Below are 18309 nucleotides of genomic sequence, written 5' to 3'. Positions count from 1 at the left end.
GGGACCGACCGCTCACCCGCCGGGTCGGTCCACAAAGGACTCCGGCGTCCTGGCGCCCGCGACAGCAGCACCGAGGACGGTGAGTATCGCGGCCAGGCCCAGCATTCCGGCGCCGAGGGTGGCGGCGGCGGCGATCGCACCGACAAGCACCGGGCCGCCGGCATCGCCGAGCTCCCGGCCGACCTCGGCAGATCCGAGGGTCTGGCCGAGCCGTCCGGCCGGGGTGGTGCCGGCGAGGTGCGCGAACCCGAGCGGACTCACCAGCCCGGTGCCGACGCCGATGAGGACCGCGGCGCCCAGCATCCCGCCCACGCCCGGCACGAATGCGGCCAGGACCATCCCCGCGGCGGCCAGGCCGAGTCCGGCGGCCATGCCTGTCCCGTCACGGATCCGCCCGGTGTCACGCGCGCGGCCCGTCCATGGCTGGACCACCGCGCCGCAGGCCGCCAGCAGCGACACGGCCCCGCCGGTGAGCAGCGGCGCAAGTCCGGTCGTCGCACCGAGAACCGGCAGGAACCCGACTCCGACGGCCAGGGCGGCAGTCGCTCCGGCCAAGGCCGCGGTGGGGCGCAGGAACGTGGGGTGGCCAAGGCGCCGCGCCAGATCCAGCACGGTCTGGCGGGCGCGGGGCAGCGGCGGCACGGACGGCACGACCGCCGCCGCCCAGGCAACCACTGCCAGCGCGAGTCCGGCGAGGGTGGCGAAGAGCAGACTGAACCCGCCGACGGTGATCAGCACGCCACCGAGCAGCGGGCCGAGGGTGTAGCCGAGCCCTTTCCACGCGCCGTAGCCACCGAACGCGCGGCCGTGCCCGGTGCTGGGTGAGAGCCGGGCGACCAGGGCACCCGCTGCCGGCGAGAACGCCGCCGCAGCGGCACCCTGGCCGAAACGGGCCAGCCCGACCGCGGCCGGGTTGCCGGACAGGACGAAGGCGATCGAGGCGACGGCGAACGCGAGCAGCCCACCGAGCAGCACCGGGCGGGGCCCGACGCGGTCGGCGAGCGATCCGAACACCGGCTTGAGGATCACCTCGGCGCCGTCGTAGACCGCGAGCAGCAGCCCCAGCGTGAGCAGGGAGGCGTGCCGGCCGTGGGTGTAGGCGCCGAGGCTGGCGGCGATGCTGTGCGCACCGAACGCGGTGACGAACCCCGCCGCATACAGCGGCAGCAGCTGTTTGGTGGCGCCGGCTGCGGGCGCGGGTGGTTCGGCGTTACCGGTCACGATGTCGTCGGCTCGATGGGGTTCACATTTGGTGCAGGGCTTGGAAAACCTGCTGGGTGTAGTCGGCGAGGCGGCGGGTGCAGTGCGCCAGTTGCCGCTCGGCGTCCCGAGCCGCGGGTGCGCCGAACACGTCGCGTGTCTTGAGCTCGCGATGCCAGCGGCGCAGCCGATCGAGGCTGTGCTCTTCCTCTTCCAGCTCGGCCATCGTGAACTTGCCGTTGCGGACTTCCTTGTCGATCTCGGCGTCGAACTTGCCGCAGTCGGCCAGGAACTCCGCCCATTCCTCGGCGCGGTCCGCCGTGAACAGCGCCTCCAGCCTCGCCCCGTCCCGCGCGGCCCGGCCGGCGGCGTCGAGCACCACGACCTCGCCCTCGCCGCGCTGGGCGAGCTCGATCACGCGGGCTACGCCGTCGGCGAAGGCAGGCACGTCGGGTACCGCCCAAGTGCCCTGCCCCAGCGACAGCGCACCGGTGCGGCGCAGCTCCCGCCACACCGCCACCCGATGCCGCGACGGCTCCGCCGGCACCCGCACCACCAGCACCAGCCACCGCACGGGGTTCCGCTCAGTCACAAGTTGGAATGTATCACGGGTTACATCTCGGGCGGTGACTTCCGGGCTGGTCCCGCCGGTGCGACGTTCTGGTTCAGCCGGAAAACGTTCGCCGGGTCGTATTTGTGTTTCAGCTCCGCGAGCCGGCGGTGGTTTCGCCCGTAGGCGGCGCGGATCCGGTCGGGTCCTTCGGTGCCGAGGTTGTTGACGTAGACGGCGTCCTCGAGGTGCGGGCGCATCGCACCGAAGGAATCGCGCGCCCACGCGATGATGCGGTCGGAATCGGCCGGGTCGGTCCATTGGGCGAGGATGAGGAAGTCGTACTGCTCGGCGCGGTGCGGGAAGGCGGTGGCCTCGACGGGAACCCGGCTCGCCGCTCCGCGCAGGCGTTGCAGTCCGATGCCGCTCATCCCCGGCGGCATCGCGGCGGCGATGTCGAGCAGGGTGCCGGTGGCCGCATCGGTGAGCCGGCACAGGTAACCCGATTTCCAGTAATGCAGCCGCCCGAGCGGGAACCCGGCATCGGGGACGCACTGGAACTCGGCGAAGGACATCGGCCCGACCGTGTCCTGCGCGGGAGGCCCGAATTCGCGCAGCGGCGACAACACCTCGGCACCCACGTCCAAAGAGCCGGACCAGCAGACGGCGATCGACACCACGGGCGCCCCGGAAGCATCGAGCGCCAGGGAGACCGAAGTCGCCAGCTCGTCGGGTGCGGCGGCGATGAACTCGTCGTGGAAGCGCAGGACATCGGCGGCCATGGCCCGCGGGTAGGACAGCCCGCCGGCGAGCACCGGCCCGACCGGGTGCGCCCGGTAGGTGAACGACGTGACGACACCGAAGTTGCCGCCGCCACCGCGGAGTCCCCACAGCAGGTCGGCGTGCTCGTCCGGTCCGACCCTCAGCAGTTCACCGGCGGCAGTGACCACTTCGGCGCCGATCAGGTTGTCGCACGCCAGGCCATAGTGCCCGTTGAGCCAGCCGAGGCCGCCGCCGAGAGTGAGCCCGGCGATGCCGGTTTTCGACATCACGCCCAGCGGCACGGCCAGCCCGTGCCGCTGGGTCGCCCGGTCGAGGTCGCCGAGCAACAGCCCCGGCCCGGCCCGCGCGATCCGGTGGTCCGGATCGACGTGCACGTTCCTCATCCGGGACAGGTCGAGCATGATCCCGCCGTCGCAAACGGCACTGCCCGCGACGTTGTGCCCACCGCCCCGGACCGACAGCACGAGATCGTGCTCCCGGGCGAACCTGATGCCCCGCGCGACATCGGCGGCGTCGCGGCAGCGGAGGATCGCCAGTGGCCTGCGGTCGATCATCGCGTTGAACACCGCCCTGGCTGGGTCGTACTCGAGATCTCCGGGACGCAGGACATCGCCTTGAAGATCGATGGACAGCTGCGAGGTCATGATGTTCTCCCTGTTCGTCCGGACGCCGGACATCCGAGTGTCGACGGCCCGGCTAACCGCGGGCTAATCGCCGCCGGTCAGCCGGGTAACGGAAGGCCGATCTCGGCCCGCAGGGCTGCCGCCTCACCGGCCAGCCGGGCGGCCTTCCCGACATCGCCCGCAGCCGTGGCGACGCTCGCGAGCCCCGTCAGCGCGGCGGCCGCACCGGCACGGTGCCCCATCTGCCCGCACAGCCGCAAGGAACCCTCGAACGCCGTGATCGCGGCCTCCGGTTCGTGCTCGGCGAACGCGATCCGCCCGGCCAGGTGCAGCGCGGACGCTTCGCCCTCCTGATAACCCACGAGCCGGTAGTGCGCGAGTGCTTCGCTGGTCAACCTCCGGGCCTCGGATACGTCGCCCCACCGGTGTTCGAGTGACGCGAGAACGTTGACGGCGAGCCCGCACGCGAGCTCCTCACCGACCTCACCGGCATGGGCGAGTGCCTGCAATGCCACGGCTTTGGCCGCGTCCGGCTCGTTGCGGTCGCGGTGCAACCGGGCCAGCTGGGCTTCCTCGATCGCGGCGCGCCACAGATCGCCGCCCTCGATGGAGGCCGCGATCGCGTCCTCGTAAAGCTGCTGGGAACGGTCGGAATGGCCACGGGCCCAGGCGACCGTGGCCACCATGGCGAGCGCGTTGCCTTCCCATGCCCGGGCGCCGGTCGCTCGCGCCAACGCGCGTTGCTCGTCGGCCAGACGCCGGGTGGCGTCGAAATCGCTGCGGCCGAGGTGCAGCAGAGCGCCCGCGGACAGCAACTCCAAGCGGTCCACCGGGTTTTCGGCCCCGGCCGCATCGAGTCCGGCGTGCACCCAGTGCAGGCCCTCGCTTCGCGCTCCGCGCAGATCCCAGTAGTGCCACAGACCGCGGACGAGGCCGACCCCGGCGAACGGATCGCCCTCCGGCCCGAACGACCATTCCAGCGCGGCGCGCAGGTTGTCGCTCTCGTCGTGCAACCGGGCCAGCCACCGGGCCGATCCCGCGCCGAACAGATGTCGCCGCGTCTCCTGGACAAGCCCGAGGTAGTGGCGAGCATGCCGCTCCCGCAGGTCGCCGAGCTGCGCGGCGGTCAAGCATTCCCGCGCGAACTGGCGGGTGGTCTCCAGCAGCCGGTAGCGCGTTCCCGCCCCGCCACCGTCTTCGAGGCCGATCAAGCTGCACGTGACCAGACGCGAGAGCAGCAGGACGACGTCGCCGGGCGCCCCGCTGCTGGCGGCCATCGCCTTCGCCGCCGCCCCATCGAAAGCCGCGGGAAAGACAGCCATCCGCGCGAAGAGCGTCCGCTCCGCCTCAGTCAACAGGTCGTAGCTCCACGACACGGTCGCGGCCAGGCTGCGGTGGCGCGCGTCGGAAGTGCGGACCGCCGAGTCGAGCAACCGGAAGTGGTCGACGAGCAACCCGGGGAGGTCGGCCAACGGTATCGACGCCGCACGACCGGCGGCCAGCTCGATGGCCAAGGGCAAGCCGTCGAGGCGGCGGCACACGTCCAAGATCAGCCGAAGGTCGTCCGGCGCGACGACGAACCCGGGACGGGCGGCAGCGGCCCGGCTGGTGAAAAGCCGGACCGCCGCACAGGCCTCGATGCGGTCCGAGCCTTCGTCGGCATCGGCGATTTCCAGCGGTAGCACGGGAAACACCTGCTCGCCGGGTACGCCGAGTGGCTCCCGGCTCGTCGCCAGCACGCGCAGCCGGGTACTCGCCGCGAGCAGTGCCTGAACCAGGGCGGCGCATTCGTCCAGCAGGTGCTCACAGTTGTCGAGCAAGAGCACGGTCTCCCGCCCGGAGAGGGCAGCCGCGGCCGTCGCGGCGAGGTCACGCCCGGGTGGCACCCGGACGCCGAGCGCGTCGGCGACCGTGTCGTCGAACAACGCCGGCGTCGTCACCGACGTGAGGTCGACCAGCAACGCCTCGGCCAGTCCATTGTGGACGATCCGGCTGGCCGCCTCCAGCGCGAGCCTGGTCTTCCCGGAGCCGCCAGTGCCGGTCAGCGTGACGAGCCGAGGCGCCCCGGCCGAGGGCGACAGTTCCGCCAGTTCGCGTTCACGGCCGACGAACGAGCTGATCGGCACCGGGAGCGCCGCTCCTCGCGGTCGCACGCCTGTCGCGACCGGTGGCCGGAACTCGAGGTCGTCGCTGCGCCGCAACACGGCCACCTCAAGCCGCCGCAGCTCGGGCCCCGGCTCGACGCCCAACTCCGCATCGAGTGTGTGCCGTAGCCGTCGATACTCGGCGAGCGCATCGGCCGCCCGCCCGCACCGGTAGCGGGCCACGATGAGCTGAGCACTGAGGCGTTCCCGCAACGGGTGGCGCGCCACCAGCGATTCCAGCTCGGCGACCACATCGTGGTGCCGGCCCAGCGCGAGCTCGGCCGTCATGCGGAGTTCGGCGCATTGAACGCGCAATTCTTCCAGCCGGGCAGCCGTATCGCGGGCGAAGGCTTGCTCGACCCCGCCGAGCGCAGGCCCTCGCCACAGCGCGAGCGCGTCCGCCAAAACGGTTGCGGCTCGCGACGGCGAGGCTTCGACCAGCTGACGCCCTTGCGCCAGCAGACGCTCGAACCGGACCATGTCCAGCTGCCCCGGGTCAGCGTCCAGCACATAGCCCCCGTCGCGGGTGACGAGCAGCGGCCGCGCACCGCGCAGGCGCCCTTCGTCGAGGGTCCTGCGCAGCCCCGCGACCGTCGTGTGCACCATCGTCGCCGCTGTCGGTGGCGGGGCCCGGTCCCAGAGCAGGTCGATCACCCGGGCCACCGGGATCGGGTTGCCGAGATCCACCAGCAACGCGGCCAGCAGGGCCCGGCGCCGGTTCGGCCCCAACGGCAGCAGGGCGCCGCCGGGGCCGAACGCCGAGACGACACCGAGGACGGCGAACGACACTTCGGCCGGCGGCCGGTCCGGCAGGAGGCCTTCCGCAACGCTGGTCCTCACGTTTCACCCGCCCTGCGCACAAGTCCGGAAGGGACGATGGAAGCCCACCGTAACCCCGGCCGAGACAGAGACCGACTCTCGCGCTGCCGCGCATCCGGACGAAGAAGCCTTCACCTTCGCCGGCGACGGACGGATGACGTTCAGCCGCCTGCCAAGCACGAGCCGACGAGCTGGCGGGCGGCCTGCTCGGCCTAGGCGTCCAACCCCGTGAACGGGTCGGCCTGCTGCGACGGGTCGTGCCCCTCGACGCCGACGACCAACCGGGGTGCCTGGGAATCAGCGCCTTCCCCGGACTGCGAAGCGCCGACGAGGAGCTGGCTCAACCTGCTGCGCCGGCTGCAGCAGGAATTTTCCCTCAGCTACGTCTTCATCGCCCACGACCTGGCCGTCGTGCGCTACCTCGCCCACCGCACCGTGGTGCTCTACCACGGACGCGTCATGGAAGAAGGCCCCTCCGACGCCCTCTACCGCAGCCCGCGACATCCCTACACCCAGGCGTTGCTGGCGGCCGCTCCCGAACCGGACCCCGCCGGTCAGCAGACACGCCGCCACGCCCGCCAGGGCTACGCCGCCCGCCACGTCCAGAGTGGCCCGGGGCGCCGGATGCCCGTTCGCGCCCCGCTGCCGGCACGCCATCACCGGCTGCCACACCACCCCGCCGCCCGCCGGAACCACGCTCGCCTGCCACCGGTGGCGCGAGATCAGCGGACCGCCCCCGGCGCGCGGGGTCAACGGGGCCGTCGCCGAACCACTCCTGCCGGGCCGGTGACCCCGATGCCGTCGGAGACGATCAGACCACGCGCCGGAACCCCGCCCCCACGTCCGCGGCCGGGTCATGGCCGCGGGCCAGGTAACGCAGCAGCCTCGCGATGCGGTTGGTGATCGCCTCCGCGGTGTACTGGCGGAACCGGCACCATCGGCCGGCCCCGCCCGGGGTCAGTTTCCAGCCGGTGTGGCCTGCCGTCTGGCGCACCCCAACCCGCCGAAGTCGCTCAACCCGCAAGGCGCCCCGGTCCGCGGGGTGCCACCAGGTCGTCCGGCTCCTCCCAGAAATCGAGGGAATCCAGCCACTGCATGAGAAGCTCACCCGTGCCGTGGAAGTGCGCGGCGGTGCCCGACCGGGCCGCCTCGACGTCCCCGGACGCGAGTGCGTCGACCAGCGGTCCGTGCTGCGTGCGGTTGACCTCGGACCAGCCGGGCACCACGTGGAAGTTCTCCGGGAACTGCAGCGGCACCAGCCTGCTGGCGGCGCGGGCGAACCAATCCAGCTTCGGGGCGTCCGCGATGACCGAGACGTAGTGGTGCAGCGTCGAGTTCAGCTCCGTGGCGAGGTGCCCGTCCTCCGGGTCCGCTTCCCGGATGCGGCGGTCGATCTCGCGCAGGTAGTCGATGTCCCGCGAGGTCGCCCTCGTCGCGGCGCGCGCGGCGATCTCGCCCTCCGCCGTGGACCACATCAGATAGGTGTCCTCGACGTCCTTACGCCGGATAGCCGCGACGCGGAAGCCCCGGTTCGGCTCGTGGCGCACCCATCCGTCCTGGGTCAGGAGCAACAGGGCTTCGCGGACGGGGGTCACGCTCACGCCCAGCTGTTCCGCCAGCTGTCCCAGGCGGAGGGTGTCCCCGGGATGCACTGTCCGCGCCATGATCTGGTCCCGGATCGCGCTCGCGACGTTGCTGCGCAGCTGTTCCTTCCCCTCCTGTGCCACATCGCGAATTCTAGCGGCCAGGCGGGATGTCGAGGTCGGCACCGCTACCTCGTCACAGGTCGAGGACGAGGCGCGGCGACCGGGAGCGCGAGCAGCAGGGCATGATGACCTCGCCGGAGTCCCGCTCCTCGGCGCTCAGGTAGGAGTCCCGATGGTCCGGCTCCCCTTCCAGGACGTAGGTCTCGCAGGTCCCGCAAGTGCCCTCCCGGCACGAGGTGGGCAGGTCGATGCCCGCCGCCTCGATCGCCTCGGCCAACGTCTGGTCGGCGCCGACGGCCAGGGTGATGCCCGACGCTTCGAGCTCGACCTCGAACGGCAGGTTCACGCCGTCGAGCGCCCCTTGTCGGGGCCGGAAGCGTTCGAGGTGGAGCGCACCGGCCGGCCAGGACGCGCACCGCTCCTCGACGGCGTCCAGCAGCACGCCGGGCCCGCAGCAGTAGACCACGGTGCCGGGGGCGGGCGTGCCCAGAATCGTTGCCAGATCAAGGAGTCCGTGGGTGTTTTGCGGCCACAAGCTGACCTTGTCCCCGTACGACGCCAACTCGCTTCGGAAGGCCATGGACGACTCCTGGCGGCCGCCGTAGAACAGCCGCCAGTGCTTTCCGGCGGCCTCGCACGCGGCGATCATCGGCAGGATCGGCGTGATCCCGATACCGCCCGCGACGAACAGGTACGAGTCCGCCTCGACCAGCGCGAAATTGTTCCGGGGCCCGCGGCACAGCACCCGGTCGCCCACGGCGAGCGTCTCGTGCACGTAGGCGGACCCGCCCCGGCTCTCCGGCTCGCGCAGGATGCCGAGCCGCCAATGCGACAGATCGCCCGGGTCCCCGCACAACGAGTACTGCCGCTCCAGCTCCGGGCCGAGGACCAGGTCGACGTGCGCACCCGGTTCCCAGGCGGGCATCTTCTCCCCCGCCCCGGGTTCCAGGCGCAGCGAGACGATCCCGTCCGCTTCCGCGTCGATCGCGGCGACGACCGCGGTGATCTCCGCGTCCGTCACGAGAGCCCCGCGCCGAGCACCTTCGCGGCCACCGCCTTCGTGGCCTCGGCGTCCCCGGTGAGCACCTGGACGGGATTGACGACCATCATCTGCGTGATCTGGTCCTCGGTGACCCCGCGCTTGCGCAGCTCGGGCAGCACGTAGTCGGAAATGCGGTGATGGTGCCAGTTCGGGGTGTGCTTCGCGCGCCATGACGGCGGGGTGTTGATGGAGAAGAACCCGGCGTCGTGGGAGATCGTGATCTTTTCCGCGTAGCCCTGCGCGAGCAGCTTCGCGAGAGTGTCGACCCGGGACTCGTCGTCGAGCACGAACTCCATGCCGAACCGGTCCATGCCGATGAAGGAGCCGTTGTCCATGAGCTCCTTGAGGTAGTCCAGGTCCGTGGAGTCCCCGCTGTGGCCGATGACGGTGCGCTCCAGGTCCACCCCGTTGGCCTTGAACCACTTCTGCTGATCGCGTCCGTTGGCGAAGTGGACATTGGTGTGGGTGGAGATCGGCACGCCGGTCTCGGCCTGCGCGCGGGCGGCGGCGCGGTAGACGCGGTCGAGGTCTTCGGTGATGCCATGCTCGTCGGTGACGATCTTGATGATGCCCGCCTTGACGCCGTCGGTGCGCGGGATGCCCTTGGTGAGGTCGTCGAGGAACATCGTCTCCAGCACGTCGGGGCCGCCGAGCGTCTTGCCGACGAGCCCGTCCGGACCGTGGGTGTGGAAGTAGGTCGGCAGGTCCTTGGCCGTGTAGTAACCGGTGGCGACGACGATGTTGAGCGGCACGTCCTCGGCGAGGCGCTGCACGGTCGGGACGTCGCGGCCGAGGCCGAGCACGGTGAGGTCGACGAAGGTGTCGATGCCCTTGTCCACGTGCAGCGAGGTCAGGCTTTTCCGCGCCCGCTCGAAGATCGCGGCCTCGTCGTACTCGGGGTGCACGATGTTCTGCTCGAGTTCCGGGTTGCGGGCCATGATGTGCTCGTGCATCAGCGTGGTGCCCAGCTGCGCGCTGTCGACGGGGCCGCGCAAGGTGTTGACGGTGCTCATTTTTCTCCTTCGTTCGTGAGTGCGTCGCGCCGGGCGCGAGCGGCGGTGAGGCCCGCCTTGAGAAAGGCCACGTCCGAGCCGGCGGTGACCATCCGGAAGCCCCGGCCGGCCTCGGCGACCGGGTCGCCGGTGATGCCCGCCGCGATCCCCGCCGTGGCGCAGGCTTCGCAGATCTCCGCGACGGCGGCGCGGTGCCGCTGGTCCTGTGGCCCGGTCACGGGGTCGAGACCGAGGCTCACCGCGAGGTCGCCCGGCCCGACGTACACCCCGTGCACGCCCGGCACCGCGGTGATTTCCTTGGCCCTGGCAACGCCTTCCGCGGTCTCGATCATGACCAGGCACAGCACCTGGCCGTTGACCGTCGCCGGGTCCGAGCCGAGGCCGTGAGCGGACCGGGTCGGCCCCCAGCTGCGCACACCGTCGGGCGGGTAGTGCGCGGCCGCCGCGGCGCGGCGGGCGTCCTCGGCGGACTCGACATTGGGCACGATGACGCCCTCGGCGCCGGCGTCGAGGGCGCGGCCGATGAGCACCGGGTCGTTGGCCGCGACCCGGACCAGCGCGGTGGTGCCGGTCCTTGCCGTGGCGCGCACCATCTCGACCGGGCTGGCCAGGCCGCCGACGCTGTGCTGCTGGTCCAGGTAGAGGTAGTCGAACCCGGCCAGCGCCAGCGTCTCCGCGACATGGGGGTCGCCCGTATGGCAGGCCAGCCCGACGGCCGTGCCACCCGATGACAGGGTCGCCCGGAGCCGGTTGGGGTGGGCCTCGGTGGTGACGGCGTAACTCATGCGAACGCCTTGTCCAGGCGGTACCACTGCCGCGCGGACTCGTGCATCACCTTGGGGCGCATGGATTCCGGCATGACGTCGAGGACAGCGGCCAGGTCGTCGGTGTGCAGATGCGGGTAATCCGTGGCGAACAGCAGGATGTCCTCGGAACCCAGCCATTCGATGATCCGCCGCGCGTGTGGTGCCGGTCCCAGGTCGGCGGGGGCGATCGAGAAGCGGAAGTGGTCCCGGATGACGTCGGTGGGCAGCCGGTCCACCCAGGGGATCTCACGGCGCAGGCCCTTCCACTTCTTGTTGATGCTCCAGCTCCACGTGGGCACCCACGCGAAACCGCTTTCCAGCATCGTGACGCGCATGCCGGGGAACTTCTGGAAGATCCCCTCGTAGATCATGCTGGTCAGCTGCGCGCCGTAGACCTGGATCTCCGCCGCGTACTCCTCGGCGTACCAGGAGGCGTAGCCGGTCGGCGACGGCGCGTCCTCCGACGTGCCGCCCCAGCTCAGGCCCATGACGAGGTCGTGGCGGGTCATGGCTTCGTAGATCGGCCAGAACACGCGCTGCCCGTAGAGCCGCTCCGCGCGCACAGGCATGGTGACCTGCACGATCCGCGGGTGCGAGCCGACGCGCTCGATCTCGGCGGCCGCCGCGGCGGGGTCGCGCGCCGGGATCACCATCGAGCCCACGAGCCGCGGGTCGCGGTCGAGCCATTCGGCGATCAGCCAGTCGTTGACGGCACGAGCCAATGCGGGGGCCCAATCCGGATGGCGCAACGAATCCACGCCGTACGCGGTGTTCACGATCGCCGCGTCCGTCCGCCACGGGTCCAGCACATGCCGCTGCAGGTCTTCGACCTTCGACGCGGGCGGACGCCCCTCGTGCCGCCACTCGTCCCGGGCCGTGGTGGGCGCGTTCGGCGGGTAGGCCAGCGCCTGTCCGTTGGGCCCCTGCCAGCCGCGCTCCTGCGCGCCCTGCACCCAAACCGGGTCCGTGTAAGGGAAAAGCGCCGCCAAGGACGGCGGGGTCGCGTGCACATCGCAGTCGACTACGGGCCCGGTCCACAGTGCATCCCGGGTGGTGTGCCGCAGCAGTGGTGCGCTCATGACTTACCTCCTCGAGCCGGCCGCAGGGACAGCACGATGTAGTCGGACTCGACCGTCACGTCGACGGTCTCGGCGGTGTAGGGGCCGGGGATCCGGCCGAGCTCGCCGGACTCGAGCGCGGCTTTCACTTCGTCGGCGCCTTCGAGCGCGACGGCGAACGGCCGGGCCCGCAGCCGCGGGTTCCAGTAGGACTGGCCGTTCTCGACGTCGAACTCCCAGTTGTGGTACGGGCAGGTCACGAACGTCTGGCCGGTGTCGAGGCGGACGTCGCCCGGCACCGGGGAGTCGATTTGGTTGACAACACCGCCTTCGCAAAGCGGCGCGCCGAGGTGCGGGCAGCGGTTGAGCATCGCGTAGAACTTGCCGCCGATGTTGAACACGCCGATCTCGCGGCCGCCTGCCGCCACGATCCGGCGCTGTCCGGGCGGGATCTCGTCGACGCGGCCGACCACGAACCGGGTCGTGCGGGCCGGGCGCGTGGGTGAGGTCGTCACAGTGCCTCCTGCACTTTCGGGCCGGGCACGGTGGCGGCGTCCAGCCAGGTCGGGTCCAGATCGGTGACGGCGCGGCAACCCATCAGGCGCATGGTGCGGACCATCTCGGTGCGCAGGATCTCCAGCACGCGCTCGACGCCCGCGGTGCCCGCCGCCGCGAGGCCCCAGGCGGGAAGCCGGCCGGCGAGTACGGCGCGGGCGCCTAGCGAAAGCGCTTTCAGTACGTCGCTGCCACGGCGGATCCCGCTGTCGCACAACACTTCCGCCTGATCCCCGACGGCGTCGACGATCCGTGGCAGTGCGGTGAGCGTGGCGGGCGAGCCGTCGAGCTGGCGGCCGCCGTGGTTGGACACGATCACCGCGTCCGCACCGGCACCGACCGCTCGCAGCGCGTCGGCGGGCGTGATGATTCCCTTGACCACCAGCGGTCCTTGCCAGTTGGCCCGCAGCCAGTCGAGGTCGGTCCAGGTCGGCGAGTGCGAGCCCGCGCCGCCCTTGGTCATCTCGGTGAGCACCATCGGCTTGCCGTCGACGGTGACCTGCGCCGTGTTCGGGATCTCGAACGGGAGCCCGTCGAGCAGGTACCGGGCCAGCCACGCCGGTTTCGGCAGCAGCTGGGGTGCGAGCTTGACGGCGTTGCGGGCGTTGACCCGCATCGAGTAGCTGAAGCCGTTTTTGTAGTCCCGTGGCCGGAAACCTGACACAGCGGTGTCCACTGTGGCCACCAGTGCCGAGTAACCCGCCGCCTGCGCCCGGCCGACCAGGTTCTCCATGGTGGCCTGCGAAGAGAAGCGGTAGAGCTGGAACCACTGCGGGCCCTCGACCTCGGCGATGTCCTCCAGCGTGTACCCGGCAGCCGAACTCGCGACGTGGATCGTGCCCGCACGGGCCGCCCCGGTCGCCAGTCCGAGGTCCCCGTCCGGGTGCACCAGGCGCATCCCGCCGCACGGGGCGGTGAGGACCGGCAGGTCGATCGGCGAGCCGAGCACCTTGGTCGACAGGTCCGGCTGGTCGACCCAGGTGGCCATCCGCGGCGCGAACGCCACGTCCTGGAACGCCTTTGCGTTGCGCTGCAACGTGACTTCACCCTCGGAGCCGCCATCGACGTACTCCCGGATCCCACGGGGCAGCGCCCGCGCCGCGGCGCGCTGGGCGTCCGCGGCGTCGAGCAGCCGGGCCGCCCGCCTGCGGCGAACGTTCTCCACGAGCGCCATGTCAGGCCCCCACAGCCGGGATGCCGTGACCGGTGCGCAGCGGGATCTTGTACAGCGCGCTCGCGTTCGCGCCGAGGACCCGGCGCCGCCGCTGCAGCGGGAACGACTGCGGCACCGATTCGTACGGTGAGTCGAAATCCCAGTGCGGGTAGTCCGAGGAGAACATCAGCCGGTCCGCGAATCCGGTCTCCTCGAACATCTCGTACACCGCCGGAGTCCACTGGGGATCTTCCGGCTCCTCGATCGGCTGCGTGGAGAACCAGAAGTGCTCGCGCAGGTACTCGGACGGCTTGCGGGACAGGTGCGGCAGCTCGTCGCGCAGCTTTTCGTACGTCGCGTCCAGCCGCCACGAGAACGGCGCGGCCCAGTCCCAGCCCAGTTCCAGCAGCGCGATCTTGAGCTTCGGGAAGCGCTCGAACACGCCCTCGAAGACCAGGCTGGACACCATCGAAATCGGCAGCACCGCGAACGCCGCGTGCATCTCGGCGTAGAAGTTCTGCCGCCCGGCGCCGGTGGGCTGCCGCCCCATCCCCGGCACGTGGAAGCCCAGCGGGACGTCGTAGTGCTCGCATGCCTCGAAGATCGGCCAGTAACGCTGTTTGCCCAGCGGGTCCTGCCCGGCCGGGGACATCAGCACCTGGACGTAGGAGTCCCCGTTCGGGCCTTCCTTGCAGCGCACGATTTCGTCCGCCGCACCCGCCAGGTCGCGGGGCAGGGTGATGCTGGCCTTGAACCGGTCGTCCGCGCCCACCCAGGTGCAGGCCAGCGCGTCGTTGTAGGCGCGGTAGATCGCGAACGCGCATTCGTAGGGCATGTTCGCCCCGCCGTGCGTGATGATGTAGGTCTGCGGGCAGGTCAGCACCACCGCGGACATGTCGAACTTGTCCACCACCTGTTCCACGGCCAGGTGGGGATCGACCCCGACCCGCCCGTGCTCGTCCACCGCGTCCAGGCGGTGGGTGAACTCCCGCTGCGAGGGCGAGACGCCTCCGCCGAAGCTGCCCAGCCCGTAGCGGGCGATGTAGGTCTTCCATTGCTGTGGCAGGTGTTCGGCGACCTGCGGATCCGTCGGCAGCGGCATCGGGTGGAAGTCGGTGTCGATGATGCCGAGCTTCTCCTCGACCGGGGTCCCGGCCGGGCGGACGTCGATGAGGGTCATGATGTTCTTCCTTTGCGGGTTGCGGCTTACAGCGCGCTGCGGCTGGTCTCGCGGGCGAAGAACACCGCGATCACCGTGAGCAGACAGGTCGCGCCGAGGAACAAGGAGATGCCGCCGGTGCCACCGCCCGACCCCGCGAGCAGCGACGCGCAGATCAGCGGCGTGAACCCGCCGCCGATCGTGCCGGCGATCTGGTAGCCCAGCGACGCGCCGGTGTAGCGCTGGGTTGTCGGGAAGAGCTCGCCCAGCCAGGCACCGAGCGGGCTGTACACAATGGCGTGGGCGAACGCGGCGAGCGAGATGCCCAGGTACATCTCCCCCGCACCGCCGCCTGCCATCAGAGCGAACATCACCGGGATGCTGATCGCCTGCAGCACCGCCCCGGCTCCGACGACTACGCGGCGGCCCCAGAGATCGGACAGGTAGGCGAACACCGGCTGGAACACCAGGCCGATGGCGGCGGAGACGAGCACCGCGTTGAGGATGTCCGCACGGGGGAAGCCCGCCGTGATGCCGTAGCTGACGATCCACGTGCCGTACACCGCGCTCGCCGCGAAGGCACCGAGCACGAGAAAGACCGACAGCAGCAGGTTTTTCGGGCGCCGCAGCACCTCGACCAGCGGCAGCTTCGGAGTTCCCGCCGCGGCGTGCCGCGCCTTCTCGAGGGCTTCCTTGAACACCGGGCTCTCCTCGACCCCGAGCCGGATCCACAGGCCGATCACGACCAGGACCGCCGAGATCAAGAACGGGATGCGCCAGCCCCAGGAGAGGAAGGAGTCGCCGGTCAGCGCGGAGGTCAGCGCGAACACGCCGTTGGCGAGCAGAATTCCGCCGTAGAGGCCCATTTGCGCCACCGAGCTGGACAGCCCGCGGCGTTTCGGCGCGTGTTCCATGGACATGAGCACGGCACCGCCCCACTCACCGCCGGCGGAGACGCCCTGGATCAGGCGCATCACCACCAGCAGGATCGGCGCGGCGATGCCGATCGTGGCGAAGGTGGGCAGCAGGCCCACGACCACCGTCGAGACGCCCATCAGCAGGATGGACAGCACGAGCATGCGCTTGCGGCCGGCGCGGTCGCCGAAGTGGCCCCAGATGATGCCGCCCACCGGCCGGGCGATGAAGCCCGCGGCGAGGGTCGCGAAGGAGGCGAGAGTGCCCGCTGTAGAGCTGATCCCGGGGAAGAAGAGCTTGTTGAACACCGCCGCCGAGGCGATGCCGAAAAGGTAGAAGTCGTACCACTCGATCACCGACCCGATGAAGCCCGAGACGAGCACCCGGGTCCGCATCCTGCGGCTGGACTGTTGAGCGGGATCGCGAGTCGGAATGCCATCGGCACTGCGAGCTGTCATCTGCGAGTCGGTCACCGTCGACCTCCGTGGTGGGAATACGACCGGCAGCACACCGATCGTATATTCTGAACGAGGAGAATATACGAGTTCAGCCCCGCCCTGTCCAGAGCCCTTCTCGCCGCCTGCGCGAGCGAGGCGGTCGGTGCCGGTCGCGTTCCAAGAAAGCTCCCAGAAAACCCGGGAAGGCTGTGCGCCGTCGCTCGTACGAACGGGGGGAGCCCGATGCCCGTCTTCTTTTCCGGATTGCCAGTGCACGTCCTGGTGGTGCACGCGGTGGTAGTGCTCGTGCCACTGGCGGTGCTGGCAGCCGTGACCGTCGCGGTGTGGCCGGCCGCGCGGCGCCGGTTCGGCTGGCTCGCCGTCGGTCTGACCGCGGTGGCGACCGCGTGCATTCCGATCGCGACCAGCAGCGGCGAGGACCTGCGCGACCGGCTGGCATCCACCCCGCTGATCCGGGCGCACGCGCAGCTGGGTGACCAGCTACTGGTGTTCGTCGCCGCGCTGCTGGTGGTGCTCGCGGCTCTGGTGTGGTTCGCGAGGCGGCCGCGAGAGGCGCCGGGCGCGGCGCGGCGGCCGATGCGCTTGGTGGTGCCTGTGCTGGCCGTACTCACCGTCGGGTTCGCGGTGGTCTCGGCGGTGCAGGTGGTCCGCATCGGCGACTCCGGCGCCCGCGCCGCGTGGAGTGGTGTGTCCTACACCGCACCACAACACCAGCACGAAGACGGGTGAGCTGATCCGTCGCGTCCGGGCGTCTGTTATCGGGATCGGTCCCGTGGTGCCTTGATCCGTGCGGGTGCTGCCTTGAGCAGCAGCGCGCCCGGTTCCGGCGGCGGTCGTCGCGGAATCGGGACTCGACGCCGGTCTGGGTCAGGTCCCCGGCACGGCAGCGGCCGTGCGCGCCGGGCCCCCTCCGCGGTGAGATCCACCGCGCCAGGTACTCGTCGATCTCACGGTCCGGCAGCACCACCATCCCCGCCGACACCACCCCGAGCGAGCCGTGCGCCCTCGTACAACACGAAAGACCGGATCGGGAAATCCCCGTCCTCGCGGCAAGCCCGGTGCACCGTCGGCCGCGCGAGCCCGGTCGACCATGTCGCGTCCGAAGTGGACATTCCCGCCTGCGTCGTGGCCGACCGTTGTCGACGTACGCCGACAACAGGGCTCCATTGCCCACAACCTCCGGATCGACGGCAGCACTTTGTTCCAGATCGATCCGATGACGTCGTCGAGAAAATCATGATCGAATGGAAAGGCGCCTACCCCCACATGGTCCAGGCCCGGTCCACCCAGACGCCACGTTACCGATGAGCGTCAACGAAAAGCTCGTCCTCTCCCGCCTCCCTGATTCCGCCCATCGACGAACCGCCATATCTACCTACCCGAGGAGCCACGATGGCAGCCCTTCTTAATCAAACGGCCCCATACTTCCGCGCGCACCAGAGCTCCAACGTCCCACCATGTTCGTAAAGTCGGAATTTTCGTATACGCCCGGATGCCTACGACGCTGACCCACCAGTTGCTCATCGAAGTGGTCAGGGGGCGGGACATTCACCACGTCCCAGGCGCTGAGGCAGGTGTTTGTTAACGGCCAGTTTTCTCCGGTCCGTCCGGCACGGGTGCACACTGGGCGCATGTCCAGCGAAACCGGCTATGTGCTGGGGCACAACGATCCGGAGGTCGAGCGGCTCCTGTTGCAGGGGCGGCTCTACCGCGAGCACACCGGGCAAGCTCTGCGCCTGGCCGGGCTCGAACCCGGAATGCGGGTGCTCGACGTGGGTTGCGGCCCGGGCGACGTATCGATCGCCGCGGCGCATCTCGTCGGGCCCACCGGCTCCGTGACCGCCGTCGACGCGCAGGCCGCCATCCTCGACCTCGCCGCCCTGCGGTCCGCGGAGGCAGGCCTGTCGACGATCACGTTCCAGCACGCGAGCATCGAGGAACTGACCGCACCCGAACCGTTCGACGCGGTCGTCGGGCGGCTGATCCTCATGCACCTGCCCGATCCGGTCGCCGCCGTGGCCAAACTGGCCGGCCTGGTCCGGCCCGGCGGTGTGGTGACATTCCAGGACTTCGAAGTCAGCGGAGCCCGCAGCGCCCCGGAAATGCCGCTGTTCAGCCACATCCGGGACCTGATCGTGCAGGCGTTCCAGGGCGCCGGTGCCAGCACCGAGATGGGCACCGCGCTACCCCGTGTCTTCCGCGACGCCGGATTGCCTTCCCCGCGTATGACCATGGGAACCTGTCTCGGCGAACTGTCCGATCCGGACATACTGGGGTTCGTCATGGGCGTCTGGGCCGCACTGTTACCGGTCGCGCGCCGGCTCG

Annotated in this window: 16 protein-coding genes and 1 pseudogene; 3 read left to right on the top strand and 14 right to left on the bottom strand. The window is 70.6% G+C overall.

The features are described from left to right. Positions 1–12: 12 nt before the first annotated feature. From VHD82_RS14455 to VHD82_RS14440, 4 genes are all read right to left on the bottom strand, one after another. Positions 13–1221 (bottom strand): MFS transporter, encoded by a 1209-nt coding sequence (locus tag VHD82_RS14455; protein WP_325702689.1) that lies wholly within the window; start codon positions 1219–1221, stop codon positions 13–15. A 22-nt stretch (positions 1222–1243) separates the two neighbouring features. After that, positions 1244–1792 (bottom strand): Chromate resistance protein ChrB, encoded by a 549-nt coding sequence (locus VHD82_RS14450; RefSeq protein WP_325702687.1) that lies wholly within the window; start codon positions 1790–1792, stop codon positions 1244–1246. Positions 1793–1812: 20 nt separating this feature from the next. Next, positions 1813–3177: an FAD-binding oxidoreductase gene (locus VHD82_RS14445; protein ID WP_325702684.1), complete on the bottom strand. Its 1365-nt coding sequence runs from the start codon at positions 3175–3177 to the stop codon at positions 1813–1815. A 77-nt stretch (positions 3178–3254) separates the two neighbouring features. Then, positions 3255–6140: an ATP-binding protein gene (locus VHD82_RS14440; protein ID WP_325702681.1), complete on the bottom strand. Its 2886-nt coding sequence runs from the start codon at positions 6138–6140 to the stop codon at positions 3255–3257. A gap of 438 nt (positions 6141–6578) precedes the next feature. On the opposite strand from VHD82_RS14440, the pseudogene VHD82_RS14435 reads away from it, so the two are divergent. Beyond that, positions 6579–6698: pseudogene (locus VHD82_RS14435) on the top strand (peptide ABC transporter ATP-binding protein); the annotation flags it as partial. A gap of 232 nt (positions 6699–6930) precedes the next feature. On the opposite strand, the gene VHD82_RS14430 reads toward VHD82_RS14435, so the two are convergent. Genes VHD82_RS14430 through VHD82_RS14385 form a run of 10 tightly spaced genes read right to left on the bottom strand, consistent with a single transcriptional unit; the run spans position 6931 to position 15921 of the window. Then, the gene (locus VHD82_RS14430; RefSeq protein WP_325702904.1) at positions 6931–7113 is read right to left on the bottom strand and encodes a hypothetical protein; all 183 of its coding nucleotides are present in this window, start codon (positions 7111–7113) and stop codon (positions 6931–6933) included. 19 nt (positions 7114–7132) lie between these two features. Continuing rightward, entirely contained in the window at positions 7133–7846 is a 714-nt protein-coding gene (locus VHD82_RS14425) for a GntR family transcriptional regulator (protein ID WP_325702677.1), read from the bottom strand. A 52-nt stretch (positions 7847–7898) separates the two neighbouring features. Beyond that, positions 7899–8846 carry a PDR/VanB family oxidoreductase gene (locus VHD82_RS14420; RefSeq protein ID WP_325702674.1) on the bottom strand — a complete coding sequence of 316 codons (948 nt, stop codon included), beginning with the start codon at positions 8844–8846 and terminating at the stop codon, positions 7899–7901. Next, positions 8843–9880 carry a phosphotriesterase-related protein gene (locus VHD82_RS14415; RefSeq protein WP_325702671.1) on the bottom strand — a complete coding sequence of 346 codons (1038 nt, stop codon included), beginning with the start codon at positions 9878–9880 and terminating at the stop codon, positions 8843–8845. Before VHD82_RS14415 ends, VHD82_RS14420 begins: the two co-directional genes overlap by 4 nt. Then, entirely contained in the window at positions 9877–10665 is a 789-nt protein-coding gene (locus VHD82_RS14410) for an HpcH/HpaI aldolase family protein (RefSeq protein ID WP_325702668.1), read from the bottom strand. The genes VHD82_RS14415 and VHD82_RS14410 overlap by 4 nt, the downstream gene beginning before the upstream one ends. Then, the gene (locus tag VHD82_RS14405) at positions 10662–11765 is read right to left on the bottom strand and encodes an amidohydrolase family protein (RefSeq protein WP_325702659.1); all 1104 of its coding nucleotides are present in this window, start codon (positions 11763–11765) and stop codon (positions 10662–10664) included. The genes VHD82_RS14410 and VHD82_RS14405 overlap by 4 nt, the downstream gene beginning before the upstream one ends. Next, a complete protein-coding gene (locus VHD82_RS14400; protein ID WP_325702656.1) occupies positions 11762–12259 on the bottom strand; it encodes a Rieske (2Fe-2S) protein in 498 nt (165 codons plus the stop codon). Before VHD82_RS14400 ends, VHD82_RS14405 begins: the two co-directional genes overlap by 4 nt. Then, the gene (locus VHD82_RS14395) at positions 12256–13473 is read right to left on the bottom strand and encodes an alpha-hydroxy acid oxidase (protein ID WP_325702653.1); all 1218 of its coding nucleotides are present in this window, start codon (positions 13471–13473) and stop codon (positions 12256–12258) included. The genes VHD82_RS14400 and VHD82_RS14395 overlap by 4 nt, the downstream gene beginning before the upstream one ends. A gap of 1 nt (position 13474) precedes the next feature. After that, complete coding sequence (locus VHD82_RS14390) at positions 13475–14632, bottom strand: amidohydrolase family protein (protein WP_325702650.1); 1158 nt, start codon at positions 14630–14632, stop codon at positions 13475–13477. A gap of 26 nt (positions 14633–14658) precedes the next feature. After that, complete coding sequence (locus tag VHD82_RS14385) at positions 14659–15921, bottom strand: MFS transporter (RefSeq protein ID WP_325702647.1); 1263 nt, start codon at positions 15919–15921, stop codon at positions 14659–14661. Positions 15922–16206: 285 nt separating this feature from the next. On the opposite strand from VHD82_RS14385, the gene VHD82_RS14380 reads away from it, so the two are divergent. Then, entirely contained in the window at positions 16207–16713 is a 507-nt protein-coding gene (locus tag VHD82_RS14380; RefSeq protein ID WP_325702644.1) for a DUF2231 domain-containing protein, read from the top strand. A 902-nt stretch (positions 16714–17615) separates the two neighbouring features. Beyond that, a partial coding sequence (locus VHD82_RS14375) for a methyltransferase domain-containing protein (RefSeq protein WP_325702641.1) occupies positions 17616–18309 on the top strand: 694 nt, incomplete at its 3' end.

This window comes from Amycolatopsis sp., from assembly GCF_035546795.1.
Classification (GTDB): Bacteria; Actinomycetota; Actinomycetes; order Mycobacteriales; family Pseudonocardiaceae; genus Amycolatopsis_E.
This window is presented reverse-complemented; position numbering and strand designations above follow the sequence as displayed.